This window comes from Pantoea sp. S61 (assembly GCF_016625145.1).
GTDB lineage: Bacteria > Pseudomonadota > Gammaproteobacteria > Enterobacterales > Enterobacteriaceae > Pantoea > Pantoea rwandensis_B.
Window position 1 is genome coordinate 811,156 of record NZ_JACVUO010000001.1, and the last position, 24,956, is coordinate 836,111.

At 53.2% G+C, this 24,956-nt stretch carries 25 protein-coding genes; 12 read left to right on the plus strand and 13 right to left on the minus strand.

What is annotated here, in order from left to right; translation table 11 throughout:
- Positions 1–85: 85 nt before the first annotated feature.
- From IAE30_RS04050 to IAE30_RS04060, 3 genes are read right to left on the minus strand one after another with little or no spacing between them, the layout of a single operon-like run.
- Positions 86–1,450, minus strand: coding sequence for a CitMHS family transporter (locus tag IAE30_RS04050; protein ID WP_200677970.1), 1,365 nt, complete (start codon positions 1,448–1,450; stop codon positions 86–88).
- A gap of 55 nt (positions 1,451–1,505) precedes the next feature.
- Complete coding sequence (locus IAE30_RS04055; protein ID WP_200677969.1) at positions 1,506–2,207, minus strand: RraA family protein; 702 nt, start codon at positions 2,205–2,207, stop codon at positions 1,506–1,508.
- Complete coding sequence (locus IAE30_RS04060) at positions 2,194–3,105, minus strand: DUF1932 domain-containing protein (protein ID WP_200677968.1); 912 nt, start codon at positions 3,103–3,105, stop codon at positions 2,194–2,196. The genes IAE30_RS04055 and IAE30_RS04060 overlap by 14 nt, the downstream gene beginning before the upstream one ends.
- Before the next feature lie 246 nt (positions 3,106–3,351).
- Here IAE30_RS04060 and IAE30_RS04065 point away from each other — a divergent pair, with 246 nt between their 5' ends.
- The 11 genes from IAE30_RS04065 (at position 3,352) to IAE30_RS04115 (ending at position 15,089) form a co-directional block, all read left to right on the plus strand.
- Positions 3,352–5,229: a sigma 54-interacting transcriptional regulator gene (locus IAE30_RS04065; RefSeq protein ID WP_200677967.1), complete on the plus strand. Its 1,878-nt coding sequence runs from the start codon at positions 3,352–3,354 to the stop codon at positions 5,227–5,229.
- Between the two features lie 245 nt (positions 5,230–5,474).
- Positions 5,475–6,362, plus strand: a complete 888-nt coding sequence (locus IAE30_RS04070; RefSeq protein WP_160867672.1) for a LysR family transcriptional regulator — start codon at positions 5,475–5,477, stop codon at positions 6,360–6,362.
- Between the two features lie 203 nt (positions 6,363–6,565).
- Positions 6,566–7,396 (plus strand): alpha/beta fold hydrolase, encoded by an 831-nt coding sequence (locus tag IAE30_RS04075; RefSeq protein WP_234465398.1) that lies wholly within the window; start codon positions 6,566–6,568, stop codon positions 7,394–7,396.
- An 18-nt stretch (positions 7,397–7,414) separates the two neighbouring features.
- Positions 7,415–8,539 carry an LLM class flavin-dependent oxidoreductase gene (locus tag IAE30_RS04080; RefSeq protein WP_200677958.1) on the plus strand — a complete coding sequence of 375 codons (1,125 nt, stop codon included), beginning with the start codon at positions 7,415–7,417 and terminating at the stop codon, positions 8,537–8,539.
- Between the two features lie 44 nt (positions 8,540–8,583).
- Positions 8,584–9,549 (plus strand): BMP family protein, encoded by a 966-nt coding sequence (locus IAE30_RS04085; protein ID WP_234472648.1) that lies wholly within the window; start codon positions 8,584–8,586, stop codon positions 9,547–9,549.
- A 3-nt stretch (positions 9,550–9,552) separates the two neighbouring features.
- Entirely contained in the window at positions 9,553–11,061 is a 1,509-nt protein-coding gene (locus IAE30_RS04090; RefSeq protein WP_200677956.1) for an ABC transporter ATP-binding protein, read from the plus strand.
- Entirely contained in the window at positions 11,054–12,151 is a 1,098-nt protein-coding gene (locus IAE30_RS04095; protein ID WP_200677954.1) for an ABC transporter permease, read from the plus strand. The genes IAE30_RS04090 and IAE30_RS04095 overlap by 8 nt, the downstream gene beginning before the upstream one ends.
- A complete protein-coding gene (locus tag IAE30_RS04100; RefSeq protein WP_200677952.1) occupies positions 12,133–13,074 on the plus strand; it encodes an ABC transporter permease in 942 nt (313 codons plus the stop codon). The genes IAE30_RS04095 and IAE30_RS04100 overlap by 19 nt, the downstream gene beginning before the upstream one ends.
- Before the next feature lie 27 nt (positions 13,075–13,101).
- Positions 13,102–13,503 (plus strand): RidA family protein, encoded by a 402-nt coding sequence (locus IAE30_RS04105; protein ID WP_045815380.1) that lies wholly within the window; start codon positions 13,102–13,104, stop codon positions 13,501–13,503.
- 57 nt (positions 13,504–13,560) lie between these two features.
- Complete coding sequence (locus IAE30_RS04110; RefSeq protein ID WP_200677950.1) at positions 13,561–14,586, plus strand: aldo/keto reductase; 1,026 nt, start codon at positions 13,561–13,563, stop codon at positions 14,584–14,586.
- Positions 14,583–15,089 carry a flavin reductase family protein gene (locus IAE30_RS04115; RefSeq protein ID WP_045815378.1) on the plus strand — a complete coding sequence of 169 codons (507 nt, stop codon included), beginning with the start codon at positions 14,583–14,585 and terminating at the stop codon, positions 15,087–15,089. The genes IAE30_RS04110 and IAE30_RS04115 overlap by 4 nt, the downstream gene beginning before the upstream one ends.
- Positions 15,090–15,124: 35 nt before the next feature.
- Here the strand turns inward: IAE30_RS04115 and IAE30_RS04120 are convergent, their stop codons facing one another.
- The 10 genes from IAE30_RS04120 to IAE30_RS04165 form a co-directional block, all read right to left on the minus strand.
- On the minus strand, positions 15,125–15,508 hold the full coding sequence (locus IAE30_RS04120; protein ID WP_200677940.1) for a RidA family protein: 384 nt from the start codon (positions 15,506–15,508) through the stop codon (positions 15,125–15,127).
- 120 nt (positions 15,509–15,628) lie between these two features.
- Complete coding sequence (locus IAE30_RS04125) at positions 15,629–16,696, minus strand: ABC transporter ATP-binding protein (RefSeq protein ID WP_200677938.1); 1,068 nt, start codon at positions 16,694–16,696, stop codon at positions 15,629–15,631.
- 2 nt (positions 16,697–16,698) lie between these two features.
- Positions 16,699–17,523 carry a carbohydrate ABC transporter permease gene (locus IAE30_RS04130; protein WP_200537742.1) on the minus strand — a complete coding sequence of 275 codons (825 nt, stop codon included), beginning with the start codon at positions 17,521–17,523 and terminating at the stop codon, positions 16,699–16,701.
- A gap of 9 nt (positions 17,524–17,532) precedes the next feature.
- A complete protein-coding gene (locus tag IAE30_RS04135; RefSeq protein WP_231638519.1) occupies positions 17,533–18,459 on the minus strand; it encodes a carbohydrate ABC transporter permease in 927 nt (308 codons plus the stop codon).
- 21 nt (positions 18,460–18,480) lie between these two features.
- Complete coding sequence (locus IAE30_RS04140; RefSeq protein ID WP_200677936.1) at positions 18,481–19,752, minus strand: sugar ABC transporter substrate-binding protein; 1,272 nt, start codon at positions 19,750–19,752, stop codon at positions 18,481–18,483.
- Between the two features lie 21 nt (positions 19,753–19,773).
- Positions 19,774–20,940 (minus strand): PLP-dependent transferase, encoded by a 1,167-nt coding sequence (locus tag IAE30_RS04145; protein WP_200677934.1) that lies wholly within the window; start codon positions 20,938–20,940, stop codon positions 19,774–19,776.
- Positions 20,927–21,637, minus strand: coding sequence for a FadR/GntR family transcriptional regulator (locus tag IAE30_RS04150; protein ID WP_045815371.1), 711 nt, complete (start codon positions 21,635–21,637; stop codon positions 20,927–20,929). The genes IAE30_RS04145 and IAE30_RS04150 overlap by 14 nt, the downstream gene beginning before the upstream one ends.
- 212 nt (positions 21,638–21,849) lie before the next feature.
- The gene (locus tag IAE30_RS04155) at positions 21,850–22,206 is read right to left on the minus strand and encodes a cupin domain-containing protein (protein ID WP_045815471.1); all 357 of its coding nucleotides are present in this window, start codon (positions 22,204–22,206) and stop codon (positions 21,850–21,852) included.
- A gap of 291 nt (positions 22,207–22,497) precedes the next feature.
- Positions 22,498–23,265, minus strand: coding sequence for an amino acid ABC transporter ATP-binding protein (locus IAE30_RS04160; protein WP_200677924.1), 768 nt, complete (start codon positions 23,263–23,265; stop codon positions 22,498–22,500).
- Between the two features lies 1 nt (position 23,266).
- Complete coding sequence (locus IAE30_RS04165) at positions 23,267–23,917, minus strand: amino acid ABC transporter permease (protein WP_045815369.1); 651 nt, start codon at positions 23,915–23,917, stop codon at positions 23,267–23,269.
- A 287-nt stretch (positions 23,918–24,204) separates the two neighbouring features.
- On the opposite strand from IAE30_RS04165, the gene IAE30_RS04170 reads away from it, so the two are divergent.
- Positions 24,205–24,954, plus strand: coding sequence for an ABC transporter substrate-binding protein (locus tag IAE30_RS04170; RefSeq protein WP_200677922.1), 750 nt, complete (start codon positions 24,205–24,207; stop codon positions 24,952–24,954).
- The last annotated feature ends 2 nt before the right edge of the window (positions 24,955–24,956 follow it).

Genomic DNA, 24,956 nt, shown 5'->3' on the forward strand with positions numbered 1-24,956 from the left:
CTATAACACGGAGGTGATATGAGGGTTCTGACCGCTGAAGAAGGTCTGCATTTTTGGGGTCGCTACGGATAGCGACCCCAGTGTTTTAAATTCCCAACGGTAACTGCCCGGTTACAATGGCCATCCCAATAAAGATAAAGAACATTGGAATTGACCATTTAAAGAATGTTTTTTGATAGTCACCAAAACTCATCTCGGTGCGGCTCATCAACAGGAAAAGCCATGGGACTGTTGGACTGGCATAACGCAATGCTTGTCCCATAAAAGAGGCGACGCCAATTTCAGTGGGAGTGATGCCAAACGACTGCGCAATCGGTGCCACAACCGGCAAAATGCCAAAATAATAGGCATCTACTGGCAATGCATAACAAGCAATCGCACCAATAAATGAGAACAATAGTGCAGTATGACTTCCCATTGACTCTGGAATCAGACTCGCCATATGTTGTGCGACAGCGGCAGACATTCCGCTGCCATTAAATATTCCGAGAAAACATCCAGCAGCGATGATTAATGATGAGACGGCGACGGCATCACCGCCGTTTTCAATAATACGTGTGCGCTGATCGGCTGCCGAATAGTTGACTGTTAAAGCCAATGCAGTACCGACAAGGAAGACCATTGCACCACTTGCCCATCCCATGATTAATATCACCAACAAAACAACCGTGAGTATTAAGTTAAATAAAAACAGTTTGGGACGTTTTAGTTCTTTGTCATGATTCTTAATGACGTTAACCATGTCATCAATTTGTTGAGGTGTGACAATGGCTTTTTTGCCTTTTTCATAACCTAAACGTTTACGCTCTTTTGTACCCATAACATAGGCCATGAAGAATACGTAAATAAATGAAACTCCCAGTATGGGCAGTATGGCGACGAAAAGAGTATTGACCTCAAGATGAAGCACTGCCGCTGCACGCGCCAGAGGGCCGCCCCAGGGTAGGCAGTTGCCCAGTCCACAAGGCAAAATAATTAACATGGCAAGATTAGAGAGTTTCATACCCATTTGTTTAAATAGGGGTATAAAAGCCGTGGTGATGATAAGAATAGTCGTGGTGCCATCCCCATCTAAGGTAACGACTGAAGAGGTAAAGGCAGTGACCAGGATAATCTTCAGCGGATCACCATTAGCTTTACGAATGAGATAAGTACAAAGCGGATCAAACAAGCCGACGTTCATCATTAAGCTGAAATAAAGAACGGCAAATAGAATCATTATTGTCGGATTGACTGTCCCCAATGAGATTTTTCCACTCTCATTCTGAGAGTAGAATAATCCTTCTTTCATCCAGGTGAGCAGTTTATCTAAAGGGATTCCGCTGCTCAGGCAAAGCACAATGCCCACGCAGAGTGAAACCACAATTAATCCAGTGAAGGGTGAGAGTTTTTGTTTTATCACAAGGATAAGAAATGCTGCGATCAGCACGTAGCCTAGAATCGTTACCATCTAAGCGTCTCCATATTTTCATTTTTTATAATGTGTAGGGTACGATGTTTCAGGGTTACTTTTGTTCTGCCAGCAAGTCCGTTACCCATGAGGGGGCGAGGGGTGGTAGCGGCAAATTATCTTCCCGACAACGTGCATATTCATGAATAGCAGCGCGTCTCTCATCTTCATACGCGGCTTTTTTTTCTGCGATAGCTAAAACGGCTTCCACCTGATCACGAGGAATAACCGTTACACCATCGCAATCACCCACAATCAGATCACCGGGAACCACTTCAACGCCGGCGCATTGAACGACCGTGTTGATTTTTCCGGGACCGCGTTTGATGGGGCTGCGCTGCATGATGCCACGTGCATAAACGGGGATGGCCAATTCTGCAAGTCCGGTCTTATCGCGCACATATCCATCCATCACCACGCCACTCAAGCCAACGGCTTGTGCGGCACCCACCAGTAGATCGCCAATATAGGCGCGTTCAGGATAATTTTTACCGGCAATGACCAGCACATAGCCAGGCTGTGACTGATAAATCGCGACATGGATCGGGAAATTATCGCCGTCCTCGGTGTCTACCGTGCAGGCCGTGCCGACCATGACCTTGCGATCATCAAGTGGGTTGAGACCGGCATCCATGCAGCCGTTGCGTGGAATGCCCAGGCTTTGCATGCCATCACATAATAACGCCGGGCTAAGTGCGCGAGCACGATCCAGCAATGATTGAGGAATAAGGTCGGGTAAGGCTTTATAAGCTGTCATGATTATCTCCATTTGTATGTTTCACCAGCATTCGTATCGCGTCCTGATAGGGCATATCGCTGCCGTTTGCGCCGAGAAGGCTTTTCCAGTCATCTTTAGCCAGCCAATCTAGCTTTCGTTGCGTGGCTTCAGTCATTTCACTATTAACGCCAACCCCTTGTAACGTGGCTAAAGCATCTCGCATTTCGGCACTGCGGCGGGCGGCATGAATGAAAGTACGGGCAGTGAAGGTGTTGGCGAGTTGCTGAATAGTTTTACCCTCCAACGATTCAGCCAGTGATGCAGCGAGGGTATCCACTACGCCAAACTTCTCTGCACCCTGAAAAGCTTCAATGAAGAGCTGCGGTAAGCCTTTCATCACAACACTCTTCAGCATTTTGATAGCAGAGGCTGCTCCTGCTTCTCCATTCAGAATGCTAAGTCGCATGCCATAGACACTGAACGTTTCGTGAAAGCTGTCAGCACCCTCGCCGGCGAGCAGCATAGGGACACGATGTTGATTGCCCGGAACGGTGCCCATTACTGCAGCATCACAAAAGCGAATGCCGTGCTGCTTTGCGAGAGCAGCAATATCTTGCTTAACGGTGGGTGCGGACGAGTTCATATCAACATAAACCTGGTCAGCGTGCAGGCGTGGGATGAGTTGCTGCGCGATAGGCAAAGCGCTTGTCGCGCTTGTCAGGCAGAGAATAAAACGCGCATTGGTGCGACTGACATCCTCCGATGAGGCCAGGAGCGTCACTTTCGTATCTTGTGCGCGTTGCTGAATCTGCGGCCCGAGAAGTGGATGATTGGATTGCACATCATAGGCTGCCATCTCCAATTTTGCGCCCGAGCTATGCAAACCACTTGCTATCTGCCATGCGGCTTCACCAAAACCAATAAAGACTAAATCCATACAACATTCCTTTTCGTGGTCAGTAAGGGAATAGGGGCAAGGAACGTGCCAGAAGAAGAGGAATCATAAGGAAAAATGCAAGTTGATAATTTTTATTGATAAGATTCAGTAGGATGCAGCGTTAAATAATTGTGATTATTAGGTTTTAATTATGTTGACCTGGATCGCATATCGATCTCATAGGGATTGCAATGAAAGGTGCATGAAATACTCTGCAATGATATGCAATCATCAAGAGTTTGGCCTATGCAGAGCATCGCCGTTATCTCACCTTCAAGCCGATTAACAACTACCCTGACGTCAATTGTCGAAGGTAAAACGCTGCCCATCATTATCGCGGAAGCTTCACAGCAAACGGCTGTTGAAACGGCGCGGGGGCTGATTGAGCAGGGGGCGAGCGTGTTGATTAGCCGTGGGAAAACCGCAGAGCTACTCCGTACGCATTTCAACGTGCCGGTGGTAGAGGTGCGACATACTTTCTTTGATTGCTTCAATGCATGGACTCATGCACGCAAAATCGCGGATAAAGTGGTATTTCTCGCCACTTCTGAGGGATATCAGGAAATACTGAACAAATCGCGCCCCTTTATGCAAGATGTCCGGGTATGCGCTATTGATCCCTTTGATACACCGCAGGAAACCGAACGTAGTATTCAACGGCTGGTCGCTGAAGGTTTTAAAGTTGCTATTGGTGGTTTGTCATTGCAGCAAAGTGTGACGAGTCACGGCTTACATTATGTGATGTCTTATGCCGATGAAGACTCGGCGCTAGAGGCCGTCAACGAAGCGTTGCATCAATTGAGGATTGAGCAAGAAAGGGCTGAAAAGCGCATTGAGTTGGAGAGCCGATATACCATGATTGATACCATCTTCAACTGTGTATCCGAAGGTATATTCAGTATTGACCGCTCCGGCATTGTGACCAATATGAATGCCGTCGCTCGGGAGATGTTATTGCCGCTTCTTCCCGGACAAGCATTGCAAGATAGCACCTTACTGAATAACGTGCAGCTGGTGTTTGAAGGCGGTAGTGCATTAAATGGCGTGTTGGTCGAAGCAGGACATATGCCGTTAACGGTGAATATTGCGCCGATCATCCTGGACGAGCAAGTCGTCGGTGCCGTATGTACATTACAAAAACAGCAAGAAATTAAAACCCTGGAACAAAAAATGCGACGGCTGAGCGCCCGGGCGCACATTGCTGAGAAAACGTTTACAGACATCATTGGGAATAGTACGGCGCTGCAGCAAGTGAAACAACTGGCGTTGCGTTTTGCCGCTACAGACAGCACGGTAATGATTGAGGGTGAAACTGGCAGCGGTAAAGAGTTGTTTGCCCAAGGTATACATAATGCGTCAAAACGCGCAGGTGCCCCTTTTGTGGCTATCAATTGCGCTGCCTTTGCCCCCGGTGTGTTGGAGAGCGAGTTATTTGGTTATGTGAAGGGGGCGTTCACCGGGGCATTAAGTGAAGGTAAAGCCGGGATGTTTGAAATGGCTCACACCGGGACAATATTTTTAGATGAAATCAGCGAAACCTCTCCTGAAATTCAATTAAAGCTTTTACGTACCATTCAGGAACGTAAAGTCATGCGCATTGGCGATAGCAAAGTCACGCCGGTAGATATCCGCATTATTACCGCCAGTAACAAGGACCTACCCGCGTTAATACGTCAGGGCCGTTTTCGTGAGGATTTTTACTATCGTATCTGCGTGTTGCCTTTATTCTTGCCACCCTTGCGAAAACGACGACTGGACATCCCAGAGCTGATCGCATTTATCATCCAGTCACAAAAACTGCCGAGTATTCGTCTCAACTCGGCCGCGTTAACTCATCTTTGCCAACTGGACTGGCCCGGAAATATTCGTCAACTCAGCAATATCGTCGAGCGGCTTGCTGTGATGGCGCAAGGCGAACAAGTGGATATGCCCATGCTTTTACTGGCATTGCAGGATTCGGCACGCATGTCATTGATGGGGGATGAAACCGAGCATGAACTGGATGAAGCCTCAAGAATTCGACAAGCTTTTAAGCAGAGTAATAAAAATCGTGCGCTAGCGGCGAAGCTACTGGGAATCAGTACCACAACCCTGTGGCGTAAGATGAAAGCGTTAGGCCTTTGATTAAAGGCTGCATTCACGTGGAATGCAGCTTATCCATTTTACGCCTCTAACCCCGCATTATGCATGCCACGGCGTAGCGTGAAGTTCATGCCCATCGTCAGAAACGGATCTGGCGGATTCCACTCAGGCTTCGACAATGACAGCACTTCATCAATCGTATCGTTGCGTTTCCCCCGCCCGCCAGCGCCTGGAATAACTCTTGCATCTTCACCAGCGATCAATGCCGTGACTTGCTGGAGAAGGCTGTGAACCTGAATACCTATAAATATTTCAATGAAGTCGCTGCGACAGGATCGATACGTCGCGCCGCAGATCGCTTGCACGTAGCGCCATCCGCGATCAGTCGGCAGATTGCTCTGCTGGAGCACACGCTCGGCGTGATGTTGCTGGAACGCACCAATACGGGGATTCGTTTAACGCCAGCGGGCACATTGCTTGAGGGTTTCACACGCAAGATGTGTCGCGATCTCGACCGTATTCATGAGTCGATAAAAAATTTAAAAGGCTTGCGTGAAGGTGAAGTGAAAATATGGGTCATTGAAGCAGTGGTGCAGGCCATTCTACCGCGCATTATGACGGACTTTAATGAAAACTATCCGGCAATACAGTTTTCCATTAACAGCGAATCATCCGATCGCACTATTGAAGCGATAATTCGAGACGAAATTGATATCGGTATTGTGTTTAATATGGGTGACCGCCCTGGAATAGAAGTGATTAAACGCTGTGCTGCACCCATTCAGTGCCTGGTTTCACCCGGTCATCCACTGGCACAACATCAATCTTTAAGCCTGGAGGATATTTGTTTTTATCCGATTGCCTTGCCGGTTTCCAGTTTTGGTATGCGGCAAACCTTCGATAAAGTGACGCGCAGCCTGCATCTGCATCCGCACTCCATCGTCAATACCAATAACCTCGAACTCACCAAAGCCATGGCGATTGCCGGGCGCACTCTGACCATCGGTCCAAAGCAGATCGCTGCCCGCGAGATCGAACAAAATATGTTGCGCGCTATTCCCATCGATAATGAGGCGATGGAATCAGCCAACATTGAAATATGTGTCCATCGCGATCGCACACTCTCTTTTGCTGCTCATCAATTTCTAAAACATGTGTGCCGGGAATTTAATTAATCATGATTTCTTCCGTGATTTTCGCCGTTTTCGTCATAACCATCTCTTATCCATAAATTAAAAAATGAGGAAATTGACCGGGTTAATGAGTTGGTTTTTTGTGTTCTAAAAGTGGCAACGCGGCGTGCTGCATTCGGTATTACTGATAGCCCGAAATAGCGTGGTATTTATTTTCCATCGCAGAGTTTACACATCAGAAGTGAATGCTTGTCGCCAACCAGGGGAAAACCATGCCGGACATCATGACTAACGGAATTCGAACGCATTACGACATCGAGGGAACAGGTCCGGCGCTTATTTTTGTGTCAGGACTCGGCGGCACCGCCGCGTACTGGCAGCCGCAACTCGCAGCCTTTGCGCAGCACTACACCGTGGTGACTTACGATCAACGCGGTGCAGGCAGCTCAGATCATCCCGCTGGGCCTTACAGTATTGACACGCTGGTGGAGGATTTGCTGGCGCTGATTGCTGCGCTGAAGCTGGAGCGACCTGCGTTGATTGGTCATTCCACCGGTGGCGCGATTGGCCAGCTGCTGGCCGCGCGTCAGCCTGGCTTGCTCTCCGGCATGGTGCAATATGCCAGCTGGGCAAAATCAGATATGCATTTTAACTGGTGCTTCCGTATGCGCCGTGCGTTGCTGCTCGGCAGCACCATGGAAGAGTATGTGCACGGTAGTGCGCTGTTCCTGTATCCGCCTGAGCATATCAAAACCCATGCGGAGACCCTGTCGCCGGGATTGCTGGCCTCAGCAACCCGTTTTCCCGCGCGTGATGTGGTGCTCAGCCGTATTGACGCCATTATGGCGCATGACGCCACCGCGCACCTGGCAGCCATTCAAACGCCAACGCTGGTGTTGTGTGCAGAGGATGACATCCTCACGCCGCCTTATCAGTCACGCTTTCTGGCGCAACACATCCCCGGCGCAGAGCTGAAAATTGTGCCGCAGGGTGGTCACAGCTTCTCCGAAAGCGAAACGTCATTATTCAACCAAATTACGCTCGAGTTTCTCGCGGGCATTCACGCGTCAGCGTAATGAATGAAGGAGTGTCACATGAGCCATTCTGATCAACGCAATGTGGAGTTCGGTGTCTTTCTGCCGGTAGGTAACGGCGGTTGGATCACCTCAACAACCAGCCCGCAGTTGCCTGCCACTTACGACTACAACAAACAAGTGACAATTCTGGCGGAGCAGTTGGGGTTTGATTTTGCCCTGTCGATGGCGAAGTGGCGCGGTTACGGCGGTCCCTCGCAACACTGGGACGTCACGCTGGAAAGTTTAACCACCATGGCGGGCCTGGCCGAAGCCACCAGCCGGATTGGTGTTTGGGGCACGGTGCACACCATGGTGTTTCACCCTGCGGTGGTCGCCAAAATGAGCGCCGTGTTGGATCAAATCTCCAAAGGACGTTTTGGCCTCAACATCGTATCTGGCTCGAATCCTACCGATCAGGGGCAGATGGGGTTGTGGATGGATCTCGACCATGCCGAGCGCTATGAGTTGGCCGCTGAGTGGTTGACGGTGCTGAAGCGTTTGTGGACGGAGGATCGTGTTGATCATCAGGGCAAGCATTATCAATTGACCGACTGCATGTCGAATCCTAAACCGGTTTCGCCGCCGCCGATTATCTGCGCAGGCGCGTCGGATCGCGGTTTCCTGTTCACCATGGAGCACTGCACCGGCAGTTTCATGCTGGGTTCTGACCACGATGACTTCATCAAAACCGGGCTGCGTGCCAAAGAGCTGGCATTGCAGCAAGGCAAGCCGGATTTCAAAACCTACGGCTTGTTCACCATCATCCCGGGCGCCACCGATGCAGAAGCGCGTGAACGTGTGGCGCTGTATGACGCCGGTGTCGACACCATCGCGCTCGATAACCAGACGCGTGAATACTCCGGTGACAAGAGCTTTAAACAGAACACCATGGCGCAGCGCTTTGTTTCACAGGGGGAACAGCGTAACTCCATGACACGTGCCGCGCTGGTGGGTTCAGCGGAAACCATCGGCAACAAGTTGGCGGCGATTGTGAAGGGTGCGCAACTGGATGGTGTGACGGTGATCGTGCCGGACTTTATCGATGACCTGCGCATTGTCGGCACCGACGTACTGGAAGTGCTGGAGCACCACGGCGTGAATACCCATGCCCGTGCCTATCAAAAATCCATGACCGCTTCGTAGGGGAATTCCCCTGCCAAAACGTAAATCACTTTACCGGGAGTCAAATGATGAGAATAAAGATGATGATGGCTGTTGCTGTGGCTGCGGTATTGGCGAGCAGTGCCATTCAGGCGGATGAGAGCAAACCGCGCGTGGCGGCGCTGTTTACACAAACCGTTACGCAGGGCTCGTGGGATATGGCCGGGTATGCCGCGTTTAAGTCGATGGCGACGAAAGAGGGATTTGCGCCCAGCTATCTTGAGCACACCACCTATGAAGCCGCACCGTCGGTGTTACGTCAGCTGGCCTCGGATGGCGTGAAGTTAATTATCGCGCACTCTTCGGGTTATTCCGCGGCCATCAAAGAAGTTGCCCCTTCGTTCCCGAACACGCAGTTCGTGTTGTATTCCTATGAAGGTTCCACCTCCAACTTGCCAAACTACTCGGCGTGGTCAGTGGATTGGGATGAGTACGGCTTTGTGCTGGGCGCGTTAGCCGCCAGCGCCAGCAAAAACGGGCACATCGCGGTGATCAGCGGCGAACCGATTCCGTCCGCTGAACGCACCGTGCAGTTCATCAAGAAAGGCGCTGCCTATGTGAACCCGAAAGTGCAGGTGGATTCTGCTTATGTCGGTTCGTTTACCGATGTCGCGCGTGCCAAAGAGATCGCCACTGGCGCCATCGCACGCGGCGCTGACTTTGTCATTCCTTCTGCAGATACCGCTGACGCGGGCATCCAGCAGGCGGCAGATGAGGAGGGCGTGTTGACCATCGGTTCCTACACCGATCAATCCAAATCCTTCCCGAACTCCATCATGACCTCAACGGTGATGAACTTTGATAAATCCTACGCGGATATCGGCAAGCATTATGCCGATCACCAATTAGGCAACCGCATCATCACCGAGAACCTCTCCACCAATGGGTGGACGTTATCGACGCCCTTTGCGCACGTCGACAAATCCGTGCAGGACAAAGTGTTCCAGGTCATCGCCGATCTGAAGTCCGGCAAAGTGAAGATTGAGGAGTAAGGCATGAGCAGCCCGCTAATCGAACTCGATCATGTTTCGAAGCGCTATCCCAACGGCTTCGTGGCGCTGGAAAACGTGTCACTGTCGCTGTTTCCTGGTGAGATCCATGCGCTGTTGGGGGAGAACGGAGCGGGCAAATCCACGTTGATGAACATTCTGTACGGCGTGCACGAACCCAGCGCAGGCGGGGTACTGATGGGCGGACGGCAGGTGATTCATCGGCGACCGGCTGACGCCATCGCCAATGGTATTGGTATGGTGCATCAGCACTTCAAGCTGGTGGCTCCGTTTAGCGTGGCCGAGAATCTGGCGCTGGTGGCGCGCGGTGCACAGCGAAAAACGTTACGGCGTCACGCAGGGGTTCGCGATTTCATGCAGCGTTATGGCGTCGATCTCGACCCTAACGCGATTGTGGGTCATTTACCGCTGGCATTACAGCAGCGCGTGGAAATCCTTAAGGCGCTGGTGAATGACACGCGCGTGTTACTGCTGGATGAGCCCTCCACCATTCTCACTCCGGTTGAAATCCGCGCACTTTACGCCACGTTGCGCCGCATCAGCGATAGAGGCACGGCGGTGGCGGTGGTCACGCACAATGTCGATGAAGTGCTGGCACACGCCGATCGCTATACGGTGTTGCGTCGCGGTAAAACCAACGGCAGCGGGCTGACGGCGGCGTGCAGCGCAGAACAGCTGGTCGAGAAAATTGTGGGCCGCACTGTTAGCAGCGGTACACGATTGGGCGCGCAGCGTCTCGCGGGTGGAGAACAGCTGAAAATTCAAGGGGTGAATGTGCGCCCGGGCAGCGGCTCGCCGGGTTTGCATGACATTAACCTAAGGTTAGCGGCGCGCGAGGTGGTGGGCGTAGCGGGTGTGGAAGGCAATGGTCAAAGCGAACTGTTTGCGCTACTGGCCGGTGAGTCTGTTCCGGACAGCGGTGAAATTCAGCGCAGTGATGCACAGGTCACGCTGGCGCTGGTGCCACAAGACCGCCATCACGAAGGGTTATCCCTCGATCTACCGGTATCACACAATCTGCTCTATCCCGACATTATGCAGGGACACTATCGCCGCTTCGGGCTGCTCGATCACTCAGCGATTGCGCAGCGCGCCTGCGAGATGATCGACCAGTCCGACATTCGTACGCATTCACACGCCAGCCCGGCCCGATCGTTATCGGGCGGTAATCAGCAAAAAATCGTCGTTGCGCGCGCCATGGCGCAGGACGCCTCGATCATCGTGGTGTATCAACCCACGCGCGGGCTGGATTTGGCCGCCGCCGAAGCCGTGCTGATGCGGCTGGCCGATGCCGCCGATGCGGGTACCTCGGTGCTGATTATCTCCTCCAATATCGAGGAGCTGATTCGCGTTTCGGATCGCATTGTGGTGATGAACGGTGGGCGGATAACAGGCGAAGTCACGGGTGAAGCAATGAATATTGAACGCATCGGCACGCTGATGACATCGGGTCGTAGTCTGTCTTTACAAGGTGCAGGAGAAGTCCATGTCTGAATCATTAAGCGCCTTAACCGAGACCCGCGCCGGATTGCGTCGGGCATTAGCGCAGCTGAGCGCTTCACGATCGCTGTGGGTCACGTTGAGTGCTTTTATCGGGTCCCTGATTCTGGGGCTGGCTTTAATCACCGCGCTGGGCGTGCCGATGCAAGGGGCGATAAGCACCGCCTTTGACGGCGCTTTCGGTTCGGTGCGTGCGCTCTCCGACACGCTGGTGTTTATGACGCCGCGCCTGCTGGTCGCGCTGGGCGCATTAATCGCCATTCGGGGAGGCATGTTCAACCTCGGCGGTGAAGGGCAACTGCAGATGGGGGCGATTGGTGCCATGCTGCCATTCCTCGCCTTCGGTGATCTGGGGCCCGCGCTGCTTCCCTTCGCCATCCTGAGCGGTGCACTGTGTGGAGCCTTCTGGGGCGCGATTCCTGCGCTGCTGAAAGTGTGGCGCGGCGTGGATGAAATTATCGTCACACTAATGATGAATTTTATCGCCATCTACACGCTGAAATATCTGGTTCAGGGCCCGCTGCGTCCGCTGGGCTCCAACTTCAATATGTCCGCGCAAATTCCTGCTGATGGGGTGTTTCAGCCATTGATTGAGGGCGCGCGATTGCACGCTGGCGTCTTTCTCGCACTGCTGATCGCGCTGGGGGTGTGGGTCATGCTCAATCATACCGCGTTTGGTCTCAAGCTGCGGGCCAGCGGACAGAGTCCTCGCTTTGTGAAATTACAGGGGCAGTCTGCCGCCAAAACCGTGCTCTCCAGCATGGCGATTTCCGGTGCGGTCAGTGGGCTGGCGGGCACCTTTGAAGTGCTCGGCGTGCAGTATCGCCTGATTGATGGTTTCTCATCCGGGCTGGGTTTTGAAGGGCTGGCGGTGTCATTTCTCGCTGGATTACAGCCGATTGGGGCGGTGATCGTCTCCCTCTATTTCGGTGCAATTAACAGTGCGGCGCTGGCGTTGCAAAGTACCTTCTCGATTCCGGCCGCGCTGGCGGATGTGCTGGGGGGTATGCCGATTCTGATTCTGGCGGTGTTAAGTGGCGTGATGCTGGTGAAAGGGAGGCCGGTATGGAATTCAACACTGTAACTCTGGCGCTGTTTCTGGCTGGGGGGTTGAGGCTGTGTGTGCCTGTGTTGCTGGCAGCATTGGGGGAAACCCTCTCTGAGCGCGCGGGTGTGTTCACCATCGGGCTGGAAGGATTAATGCTGTTTGGCGCGGCAAGTTCCGCGCTCGGGCTGATGTGGAGCGGATCGCCCGTGCTGGCGCTGGGCGTGGGCATGTTCGGTGGGTGTGTGGCGGCGCTGCTGCTGGCATTGGGCACGGTGGTCGCGCGTGCTAACCAAATCGTGATGGGCATTGGTTTCAACCTGTTTGCCATTGGTGCGACTTCGCTGATGCGTCAGTTGTGGCTGAGCGGTGCACCGCCAGCAGGTTCGATGCGTGCGGTATCTATGCTGAAACTGCCGGGATTGTCCGATCTGCCGCTGGTAGGACGCGCGCTGTTTTCCCAAAGCCCGGTGTTTTATCTCGCGGTGCTGGTGGCCGTGGTGCTGTGGGGCGTTTTGCGCTTTAGCCGCACGGGCTTGTTACTGCGTGCTGTCGGGGAAAATGCGCTGGCCGCTGATGCTGCCGGGCATTCGGTATTGCGTATCCGTTTCAGCGCGACCTTGTTTACCGGGCTGATGGCGGGGCTGGGCGGTGCGTATCTGTGCATCGTGGCGTCCGGTGGCACCTTCGTTGACAACATGACCGCCGGTCGCGGCTATCTGGCCATCGCCATTACCCTCTTTGCGCGCTGGATGCCGCTGCGCGTGCTGCTGGTCGCGATGGTGCTGGGTCTGCTCGAAGCCCTGCAGTTCCAGGGGCAGTATTTGGGCGTCAACATTGCGCCATCGTTGCTGATGGCGATGCCGTTTGCCGTTGCGCTCATCGCCTGGATCATGATGGGCAAAGCGGGCGCCGCGCCGGGTGATTTAGGGCGTCCGTTCCTGCGCGGCAACGGACGTTAATCCATTTTTAACTAACAGGAGTGACAGATGAATCAGGCAATCAATCCCGAAGGCTGGATTATCGGCAAAACCGCCACAGGCCTTAACCACCTGAACTGGGGCGTGAAAGCAGGCAATCACGTGTATGTGGCCGGCATGTTGTCGACCGATCCCATTGATGGTGGCCTGGTGGGCGTGGGCGATATTGAAGTGCAAACACGCCGCGTGCTCGACAGTATCAAAGTGGTACTGGAGTCGGCAGGCAGCAGCATGGATCACGTGGTGATGAATCAGATCTTCCTGCGCAATCTGGAGGATTACCACAAGTTCAATGAAATCTACGTCAGCTATTTCCCGGCGATTTTACCCGCGCGTTTCTGCGTCAAGCTGGAGATGGTACGACCGGAGTTTCTGGTTGAGATCGCCACCACGGCGGTGATTCCCGCATAAATGGGCGGCTCCAGGGCCGCACCTCAATGAACACCACTCTCTAATGAGGATGTTTGCATGCAATACCGTTATCTCGGGCGTAGCGGGCTAAAAGTGTCCGAAATCTGCCTGGGTTCCATGATGTTTGGTGGGGCCACCGATGAAGCCACAGCTCAGCGCATTATCGCCGATGCCAGTGCCAGCGGGGTCAACTTCATCGATACCGCCGATATGTATAACAAAGGCGAATCCGAACGTATAGTCGGACGTGCCCTCGCGGCCGATCGTCATCGTTGGGTGCTGGCGACGAAAGTGGGCAATCCGATGGGAGAGGGGCCGAATCAGCGCGGCATGTCGCGCAAATGGATTCGCGAGGCCGTGCACGGGTCACTGACGCGTCTTGGCACCGATTACATCGACGTGCTTTACATGCATAAAGCCGATTTCGCCGCGCCACTGGAGGAGATGGTACTGGCCTTTGCCGACCTGATCCGTGAAGGGAAGATCGGCTACTTTGCTGTATCAAATTTCAAAGCCTGGCGCCTGGCGGAAACCGTGCGCCTGGCGCATGAAGCAGGTATTACCGGGCCGATTGCCACTCAGCCGCTGTACAACCTCGCCAACCGCGAGGCTGAGGTGGAGATTCTGCCTTCAGCTGCCTATTTTGGCGTCGGCACCGTGTGTTACAGCCCGCTGGCGCGCGGCATTCTTACCGGAAAATATAGGGTAGGCGAAGCCCCGGACAGCACCAGCCGTGCCGGGCGCGCCGATCCGCGCATGCTGGAAGCCGAATGGCGTCCGGAGTCGTTGCAGATGGCCAGTGAGTTAGCAACCTATGCCGAACGCACCGGCCGTCAACCTGCGCATTTCGCGCAACAATGGGTCATGCGCAATAAACTCGTGACCAGCACGCTGGTGGGACCGCGCACGTTTGAACAGTGGCGTGAGGGCGTTGCCGCGCTGGATTGTCCGTGGTCCGAAGAAGATGAAGTGTTCTGCGACCGTCTGGTGTCACCGGGTAAAGGCACCAGCCTTGGGCCGGTCGATCCCCATCATCCGATTGAAGGCCGCATCGTCGGTCAATCTGCAGCAGGTGCACAATGACGGATTCACTTCTGATGCCGGGTATTGCTGATGCTTATCGCGGCGGTATGCGCCAGCTGGCAGCGGGCGTTTGCCTGATTACCAGCGCTGATCAACAACAGCCGGGCGGGATGATCGCCACGGCGGTGACATCCGTCAGCGCTGAACCCCCCACGTTGTTGGTGTGCGTCAATCGTCATGCCTCGATGTTTGAACTCATTCAGCGCAGCGGCCATTTTTGCGTCAACGTATTGGCGGCTGATGCGCTGGGATTAGTGGATATTTTCAGTACGGCAGCGCGCCGCGCGGAACGTTTTGCAACGGGTGAATGGCAGCAGGATGCTGAAGGTTCGCCAGTGGCGGCGGACGCGCTGGTGGCCTTTAGCTGCAAGTTGGTTAATACCGTTGACTGGCATACGCATGCCATCTTTCTTGGCGAAGTGACCGAAGTGGTGCATCCGAACACGGATGCGCAACCGATGGTGTATCACGATCGCGGGTTTCATCAACTCGCTACGCTGTAACCAATGAACGGGAGGTTTACCACCTCCCGTTACTCTCAAGGCACCATTATCACCACATCAATTTCCAGCAATAATTCCGGCTCGGCGAGTGCAGAGATTTGAAACAGCGTGCTGGCAGGCAACTCTAGCCCTTCAAAGAAACGCTGGCGCACCGGATGAATGTGCGGCACCAGTGCCAGGTCGGTGACATAGGTGGTGGTGCGCACAATCCAGTCGCGCTCTGCACCCAACCCCTCCAGCAAACGATCGATATTGGCATATACCTGCTCGACCTGCTGTTGCATGTTTCCAATGCCGACCACGTTTCCCTCTTCATCCCACGCGACTTGCCCGGTCGGGAAAACCGGCGTACCGGGACGAATTTTGACGTGATTATAATAGCTGCGCGCCTTTAAACCGGCGGGATTGATAATGCTCATAACGCTCCTTAACCCTGTTTCGTTGGCGAATGTTTTCGCCTCAAGGCTATCACCCGCGCACATGAGCGGGTAAAGGTATCCCGGCAACGCAGCGTTGCCACTAAAGCAACACGGCGGCGATTACAAGCGCTTTTGTGAGGCAGCATCGAACAGCATCGCACGCGCATAGTCCACTTCAACGGCGATAATATCGCCCGCTGCGGCCCCGGAACGTTGGGTGGTAAACAGCATCACCTCATGCCCGAATAAGCTGCCGTGGATCAGCTCGGATAAACCGGTGGGCTCGACGAGAGAAACCTCCATTGGCAGCGCGTGTGGAGTACCTGCTGAAGCCAGTGCGATGTTTTCAGGTCTGATGCCATAAATGACTTCACGACCTTCAGGCTGATTGGCCCATGCCGGGTTAGCGGGCAACAGCGCGCTGTCGCCGATGCGTACGCCGTTTGTCGTGACAACGCCATTGATAAAGTTCATGGACGGTGAACCGATAAAGCTGGCGACAAACTTATTGGCCGGAGTGTCATACAGCTCCAATGGCGTCCCCACCTGCTGGATCACCCCGTGGTTCAGCACCACAATCCGGTCTGCCAGCGTCATCGCTTCAACCTGATCGTGCGTGACATACACGATGGTGTTGTTCATCTGCTGATGCAGGCGTTTAATCTCGACGCGCATCTTGCCGCGCAGTTGTGCATCCAGATTGGAGAGCGGTTCATCAAATAGAAACACCTGCGGCTGGCGCACGATCGCACGTCCCATCGCCACACGTTGTCGCTGTCCGCCCGACAGTTCTTTTGGTCGACGATCCAGCAGGTGTGAAAGATTAAGGATATCCGCGGCACGCTTCACTTTCTCCTCAATCTCCGCACGCGGACGTTTCTGGATTTCGAGGCTAAAGCCCATATTGCGCGCTACGGTCAGATGCGGATAAAGCGCGTAACTCTGAAACACCATCGAGATATCACGATCTTTCGGGGCGACATCATTCATCAGTCGTTTTCCGATGCGGAGATCGCCGCTGCTCGCCAGTTCAAGCCCGGCAATGGTGCGCAGCAAGGTGGATTTGCCACAGCCAGACGGCCCGACCAGCACCACGAATTCACCATCGTTAATGGTGAGGTTAATATCGCGCAGGACTTCAACATTGCCGTAGCGTTTGTCGATCTGCGCCAGTGTAATTTCTGCCATGTTTACCCCTTAACCGCGCCAGCGGTCAGACCCTGAACCAGATATCGTTGAATAAAGGCGAAGAACAGACAGGCAGGAATTAGCGCCATTACGGCTGCGGCCATCATTTCACCCCATGAAACGGCAAATTTGGAAACGAAGCTGAGTAATCCCACCGGGAAGGTCATCACTTCGTTTTTGTTGATCAGCATTAGCGAGAACAGCAGTTCGCTCCATGCCGCGGTAAACACAAAGCCGAGCGTCGCGGCCATTCCGGGTAACGTCAGCGGGACCAGCACCCGATACAGCGCCTGAAAACGCGTGCAGCCTTCCAGCATCGCCGACTCTTCCAGATCTTTTGGAATGGCATCAAAGAATGACTGCATCAAAAAGGTGGCAAATGGGACGTTAAAGGCGGTGTAAATCAGCACCAGACCCAACAGACTGTTGGTCAGGCCGAGCGGAGCCATGACGCGATAAATCGGGGCGATGATCATCACCAGCGGGAACATCTGCGTGAACAACAGCAGCGCCGCCATCACCATCTTGCCGCGAAAGTGAAAACGCGAAAATGCATAGCCGGCACCGGCAGCAATCAGCGTGGTCAGGAATGCGGTGCTGAAAGAGACGATCAGGCTATTGCTGAAGAAGGTGGGGAAATCACTGTCGGTCAGCACTTTTTGAAAGTGGCCTAAGGTGAAGCCGCCGGGCAACAGTGTTACGCCCTGGCTGAACAGCAGTTGATCCGGCGTAACGGAAATCTTAATGATCCAGTAGAGCGGAAACAGGGCAAACAGCAGGTAGAGTGCAATGCTCACGCGGTGGCCAATCATCGGTAACAGTTTCATTTCGCCTCCTTATTTCAACAGTCGATGACGAATGCGCAGCAGAACCAGCGCGTAGCAGGTCATCAGCAGTAACAGAAACACCGCCATTGCCGAGGCATAGCCAAAATCGAGTTTGCGATAGGCGGTGGTGAAGATGTAGCTGGATAAAATCGAGGTGGATCCGGCGGGGCCACCGTCGGTCATTACCACGATCAGGTCGGCGAAGTTGGCAATCCAGATGGTACGCAGCATGACGGTAATGGCGATCATCGGTGCCAGGAAGGGCAGCGTAACGCGACAGAATTGTTGCCAGCCGCTGGCACCGTCAATCGAAGCCGCTTCATACAGATCTTTCGGGATGGATTGCAGAGCGGCCAGTAAGGTAATGGCAAAAAACGGGATGCCAAACCAGACGTTAGCAATGATGGGCCCCCACATGGCAAGCTGAGGATCGGACAAGATATTGTAAGGCTCGCTCAGTAATCCGAGGTCGCTGAGCCACTGTGGCAACGGGCCAACCACCGGGTTAAGCAGCCAGGACCAGGTCAGGCCGGAAAGAAAGGCGGGCACCGCCCAGGGCAGAAAGACCAGCGCCTGCACCCAGCGACGAAATCGAAACTCGCGGTTAAGCAGCAGCGCCAACGCCAAACCGAAGAAAAACTGCAACAGCAGTGAGCTGAGCGTCCAGTTCAGCGTGTGACCGAGCGCTTTAAAAAAGCGCCGATCGTCAAACATCTCGGCAAAGTTATCCCAGCCAATCCAACCGCTATCCATCGGATTGAGCAGGTTCATGCTCTGAAACGCGTAGGAAATGCCTATCGCCATCGGCACAAAAATAAACAAGGCGATCAGCAGCAGTCCCGGCGAAAGATAAAACCACGGCTCAGCCAACCGCAGCCAGCGCGTGTAGCGCGGGCGCGGTGAGCGGGCATCAAGTGAAGTCTCTAGCATCATCATTGTTCTCCGCGCGATCGGTGATTACTGCGTGGCGAGCCAGCTTTTCTGTTCTTTCGTCAGGTACTTAGCCCAGTCCTTCACCATGTCTTCGGTATCGTTTTCTCCTAGCAACGTCTCCTGGCTGCTCTCTTTTACAATCACTGAGTTGAAGTAACCCCAACCTTTTAAATGTGTGGGCATGGTTAATGGCACGTAGTTCGGATCGTTCAACTCTTTAAACCAGCCGGCAAACTGCGGGGTTTGATAGAAAGGATCCTGCTCGGCACCCTTATAAATTGGCAGGGTGCCGACAAATTTTGCCCATGCGAGGTTGTTGGTCTTATTGCTCAGGAAGGTGATCAGCGGCCAGGCGAGATCTTTTTGTTTACCCTGTTTGAACATCGCCCAGCCGGTATAGCCAATGGTGGGGAAGGCTTTACCTGATGGTCCGACAGGCATCGGCGCAACGGCGAAATCATCGGCGGCCATGCTGTTTTTAATCGCAATGAGTGCATCGGGATCCTGATCGAGCATGGCGCATTTACCGGAGTAGAAACCGGAGACGATTTCATTAAAGCCCCAGTTCACACTGTCTTTAGGCGCGCCGCCTTGTTTGTACATGTCGACCAGCAATTGCGCCCCTTTGATCGCGCCAGGCTGAGTAAGAGTGCTGTTGCCGGATTTATCAAAGAATTCCGCTGAGCCGTTCATCGCCGCCATAAACATCATCCAGGCATTGGTGCCGCCGACGCCGCCGCGCATACAATAACCGCTGATGCCGTTGCCCAACTGGCTGATGCGTTTAGCATCACTGGCAAACTCATCCATGGTTTTGGGTGGCTCGCTCAATCCGGCCTGCTGAAACAGTTTCTTATTCCAGAACAGGGCGCGCAGGTAGAAGCCGTAAGGGATCATCGTCGCTTTGCCATTGGCGGCACGCGCCATCGCCAGCGTTTTATCCGTTAATTGGGCGGTGCCATCCCAGTTCTTCAGGCGCGGTTCTAAATCTTCCAGCATGTTGTTGCTGGCATATAGCCCTTGCCAGGTGTCCGGCATTTCCACGACATCGGGCACTTGTCCGCTTTGCAACATGGTGCCTAATTTCTCAAACGCCTGACCCCACGGCAGCGAGATCAACTCAATTTCCGTGCCGGGATGCTGGGTTTTGTATTCGGTCAGCATCTTCTGCAGCAGTTCAGTGCGGGGCGGGCTGGTAATCACTTCCACCACGGTTAATTTTGCCGCCATACTGCTGAGTGCTGAACCCAATCCAATGGCTAAAACCAGTGCGTTAATAGCAAAACGAGTCGTCATTGCAGCTTCTCCTGGGAGTGATTATGCGCGGGTTGCGGTGGCAAGCGCCTGTTGCAGGTCGTTCCAAAGATCTTCGGTTTCTTCCAGCCCGATTGAGATGCGGATCAGACGTGGCGAAACGCCGAAATCAACGGCCGAGTTAAATTCGCTGGCTTGATTGATGACCGAAATGGCAGGCATCACCAGGCTCTCAAAACCGCCCCAACTCACACCCATATGGAAATAGTGCAAGGCGTTGCAGAAGGCGGGGATATCGATGTGTTCGGTCACTTCAAACGCAAACAGGCCACTGTAACCGCGCAGCGATGACCAGGATTTGGGGGACAAGCCGGGATGACACACTGCCGTAATCTGTGGATGGGCACTCAACTTTTGCGCCAGTTCCATGCCGCTTTGGTGATGTTGTTTCATGCGCAGCGGCAGCGTGCGCAGGCCGCGCATCAGCAGTGACGCTTCATGCGCCGACAGTTTGCCGCCGAGGAAGGGGCTGATGTGGCGTGCGATATTGCCAATGTGTTGCTGACTGGCAATCACCAGACCGGCCACGACATCACTGTGTCCGCTGATGTATTTCGAAGCCGAATGTACCACGATATCGATGCCGCACAGCAAAGGCTGTTGGAAAATCGGTGACGCCCAACTGTTATCGATAATCGTCACTGCGCCGGCATCCCCTGCCAGCGTGGCCAATTTATTCAGATCTAACTCGCTCATCACCCAACTCACCGGACTTTCCAGATAGAGCAGGCTGGCGCCCGGCAGTGCAGCGCGAATCGCGGCTTCATCATCACCATCGACGAACTCGGTGGTGATACCGAAACGCTGGCAGAAGCCGCGCAGGAAGCGATAAGTATCGGGATAGACGTGATTGACGCACACCACTTTTGCGCCGGGTTGCAGTACGCTGAGGATGGCATTGCTGATGGCGGCCATACCGCTGCCAAACGCCAGGCAAGCCTCGCCCCCTTCCAGTGCGGCCACTTTTTCCTGCAGTGCTCGAACCGTGGGATTATCGACGCGTGAATAGAGTGGTTGATCGCTTTCGCCGCGGAAGCGGGCAATCATGCTGTCGTAATCACTGAAGGTAAACAGCGATGATTGGTAGATTGGCGGAGTGACCGCGCCTTTTTCATAGCGTAAATCATGAGACAAAAGCGTTTGTTGCGAGAACGGTTTATCGTTTGGCATTGATGACATCCTTCATGTCGCGTTCAGTGATATCGAGAATCTGATGGCAAATGGCGCGCGCGGCTTCGCCATCACGCCGAGAAATGGCATTGAAGAGATCGCGGTGTAACGGGAAGGAGTCGGCAAACAGTGCCTGCTCCGGTGGTGATTCAAAAAAGGCGTGCATGCTGTCGTAAATGCCGTTCAGCATTTGCAGCAGAAGAGGGTTGCCTGAAGCGCGGTAAATGCTGGTGTGAAACGCCCAGTCTTCGGCACCGGCCGAGCCGACCGCCAGATGCACGCGCTCCATTTCTATCAATCGCTGTTCGATTTCCAGCAGGTCTTCGGCGCTTGCACGCTGTGCAGCGAGCACACAGGATTCGGATTCGATAATGCGACGGACCTCCAGTGCGTGCAGCATATTGGCGGAGTCGTTTTTGAATCGCAGCGAGAGGAAGCTGTCGTTGATGCCGACATCTGCCTGCAAAAACGTGCCGCTGCCTTTCTTTCGCAAAATGATGCCCAGTGCCTCCCAGCGTTTTAACGCCTCACGCACGGTGTTGCGGCTCACTCCGAGTTTCTCCGCCAGCTCGCGTTCAGGCGGTAAGCGACTCCCCGGTTGCGCGCCGGATTGCGCCATAAAACGCGTGAGTGCATCAAGAATCAGCGTGTCACTGCGCGGTGTCGTTATCGGTTGAAGCTCAAAAGGGGATTGCATAGCGCTGCCTTAATTGGTCCAACATCTCTACCAATTGCATAGCAAGGCGCGTGCCATTATTTTTATGCCTGATCTAATTGACGTTTCTGGGCAGTAATAAGCAGGAGATCTGAGTTTTGCTGGTGCAAGGAGAAACAATATGCACCGGAATGTCACAGCAAGGAGATAAAAAAGGCGCGAATTAACGCGCCCTCTTAATAAGCAGAAGCCAATTAGCTGGCATCAAAAATGACATACAGTTTGCGCATCGTGTTTTCAATGACCCAGGTCCCTTCAGTATTGGCTTCGAAGAAAAAGGAATCACCCGGTTTAAAATTCAGGGTTGCTTCGCCATCAGGGGTAAATGAACCTGTGCCGTTAAGAAAATGCATAATTTCAGCCTGTTTAACTGAGCGACGATAGGAACCTGCTGCACATTCAAATATACCGGTATCGATATCTTCTTTACCGGGAATCACTTTCTGGATACCGGAAAGCGCAATAGTGCCGCTGCCCGGTAAGCCTTCCACGCTGCCCCAGGGTTCCATTGTTTCAATTAAGGCTGGCTGTTCAATTTTTTGCACTTTCATCAGTTCTTTTTCCTGTAAGCAGTGACAAATAGCACTCACCACAACGGCAAAGTGCATTGGGGAATAAACTCAATTCAGATTAAGGGATTGCAGTAAAACCTGAGGGGACTTATTGCCGTGCAAATAACATATTTGAATGATTATTCGCACGGCTTTGGCAGAAACTTTTGGATGACCGGGATACATCAGGCTGCAGGTGTGTGGGTGACCTTCATAACGCCCCGGTCACTCACCTGAGTCGGTTCCTGCAGAACGCCTGACTGCACCTTGCATAAATAAGGGCATCATCGCTCAACTCAGCGTTTGGCAGCATGAACAGGGCTGCGCCACGGTATTGCCTAAGACACGACGCAGGAAATCTTGCGTGCGCGCTTCTTGCGGCCGCAACAGGAGGTTGTCAGCGGGACCTTGTTCTACAATCTGTCCGCTGTGCAGGAAGCAGACGCGATCGGCCACTTCACGAGCGAACTGCATCTCATGGGTGACCACGATCATGGTCATCCCTTCACGGGCGAGATTGCGCATGACCTGCAGCACTTCACCCACTAATTCGGGATCAAGTGCGGAGGTGGGCTCATCAAATAAAATCGCTTTGGGCTGTAGGGCCAGCGTGCGGGCAATCGCCACGCGCTGTTGCTGTCCGCCGGATAACTGGGCTGGCCATGCGTTGATTTTCTCAGCCAGCCCCACCATTGCCAGAAAGTTTTTGGCGCGCTTTTCCGCTACGTTGCGGGATTCACCGTTGACGTGAATCGGACCCTCCATCACGTTTTCCAGCACGCTGCGATGCGGGAAGAGGTTGAAACGCTGAAACACCATGCCAATCTGACGCCGCAGATCGTTAATGCTCTTATGCTTATTGTTGACGCGCTGGCCGAGCACGGTAATGTCGCCGCCTTCATAAGTTTCAAGGCCGTTGATGCAACGCAGAATGGTTGATTTACCTGAACCCGAAGGGCCAATCAGGCAAACCACTTCGCCTTCGCTGACTTTGAAACTCACGCCTTTCAGCACCTCAATGGGGCCGAATTTTTTGTGTACTTCATGAATTTCAATCATCTCAAGCCCCTTTAATTTGACGTTTTTCCAGCTTTTTGGTGAGTGCCAGCAGCGGCAGGCAAAGCACCAGATATAACAGCGCCACCAGCGTATACACCGTGGTGTTATCAAATGTCGAGGCGGCAATCAGTTGACCCTGACGTGTCATTTCCGTCACCGCAATGGTCGAAGCCAGCGCAGAGTCCTTGAGCATCATTACGAGCGTATTGCTGAACGGAGGTAAGGCAACATGGAAAGCCTGAGGCAGCACCACGCGGCGCATGGCTTTGCCATAACTCATACCCATTGATCGCGCGGCTTCAAGCTGCCCGCGATCAACCGATTCAATGCCGGACCGAAATATTTCAGCGATATAAGTGGAAAAGCAAAAGGCGATACCAATGACACTGGCCTGAAACGAAGTGAGGGTGATGCCAATATCCGGGAAGACAAAGTAGATATAAAACAGCACCACAATCATCGGCAGACCACGCGTGATGTTAATGATGGTGGCGATCGGCCATGAAATGATTTTCCACGGACACATTTTGGCTGCGGCAAAAATCAACCCCAATGGCGTACTGATTATCAGAGACAAAAGGGTGATATAGATCGTCATTTCAGCCCCTTTCAATAAAAAGGGCAGATACTGGTGGATGCTGCTCCAGTCCATTTTGTTCTCCTGGCTTGTAGTGTCACCCTAAAATCAGGCGATAAATTCATTATAATGAATATCGTTGATAGCAAATCGCTGTCAATCATTACTCTCATGACAGAGATAGCATTTACTTATTACGCTCATACGAACAAGCTATAGGTGTGATATTTAGTCAAATCAAAGGCTTTATTGTTATTTTGTGAGTTGGCGCATTTTCATTAAATAAATCGTTGACAGCTGGTGTGCAATTTTCATTATAGTGAAAAAGAGCTTATCCCTTTCATTGCACCCAGGAGTGAGTCATGTCTGCTATTCGTTCCCCGTTGATGATCCTCGGCCTTACGGCTGCGTTGAGTTTCAATGCCAGTGCAGCGGTGTTAACCGCGGGTTCACCGCCATCGAGTGCACCCACTACCTTCCTCAATACCCAAACGGGCAAGATTGAGGGTTTTATGCCGGATGTGGCCGCAGAAGTGGCTAAACGTGAGCATTTGGACATCCAATACAGCGCAATCCCTTTTTCCACGCTGATACAATCTGTTATCGCCGGAAAGATTGACATGATAGTGGCGGGAATGACGCCGACTGAAGAGCGCGCAAAACGCATTACGTTCTCACAACCGGTGACGGCTTTTGGCGCGGGATTGATCGTGCGGGATGACAATAAAAAAGCTTATAACTCCTGGCAGGATCTTAAGGGTGAAGTGGTGGGCACCATGGCCGGCACCGATTATACCCAAAGCCTGATGGCCATCGGCATTGCGAAAGAAGTGAAGGTCTACGACAGCCCTGCGGATATGACGCGAGATTTGTCACTGGGTCGCGTGGCGGCCGGATTAAATGACTATCCGATATTAAAAGCGCAGGAAAAAGCGGGTGGACTAAAAGGCATGCATGTCGTGGACGGCTATAAACCGGAGCATGTTTCCCCAATGGCGTTTGGCCTGAAGAAAGGCAACGATGCGTTAATGGCGCAGATCAACAGCGCGTTAACCAGTATGAAAGAGGATGGCACGTTGCAGACGATTAAAACCAAATGGGGCATGCCCTGATT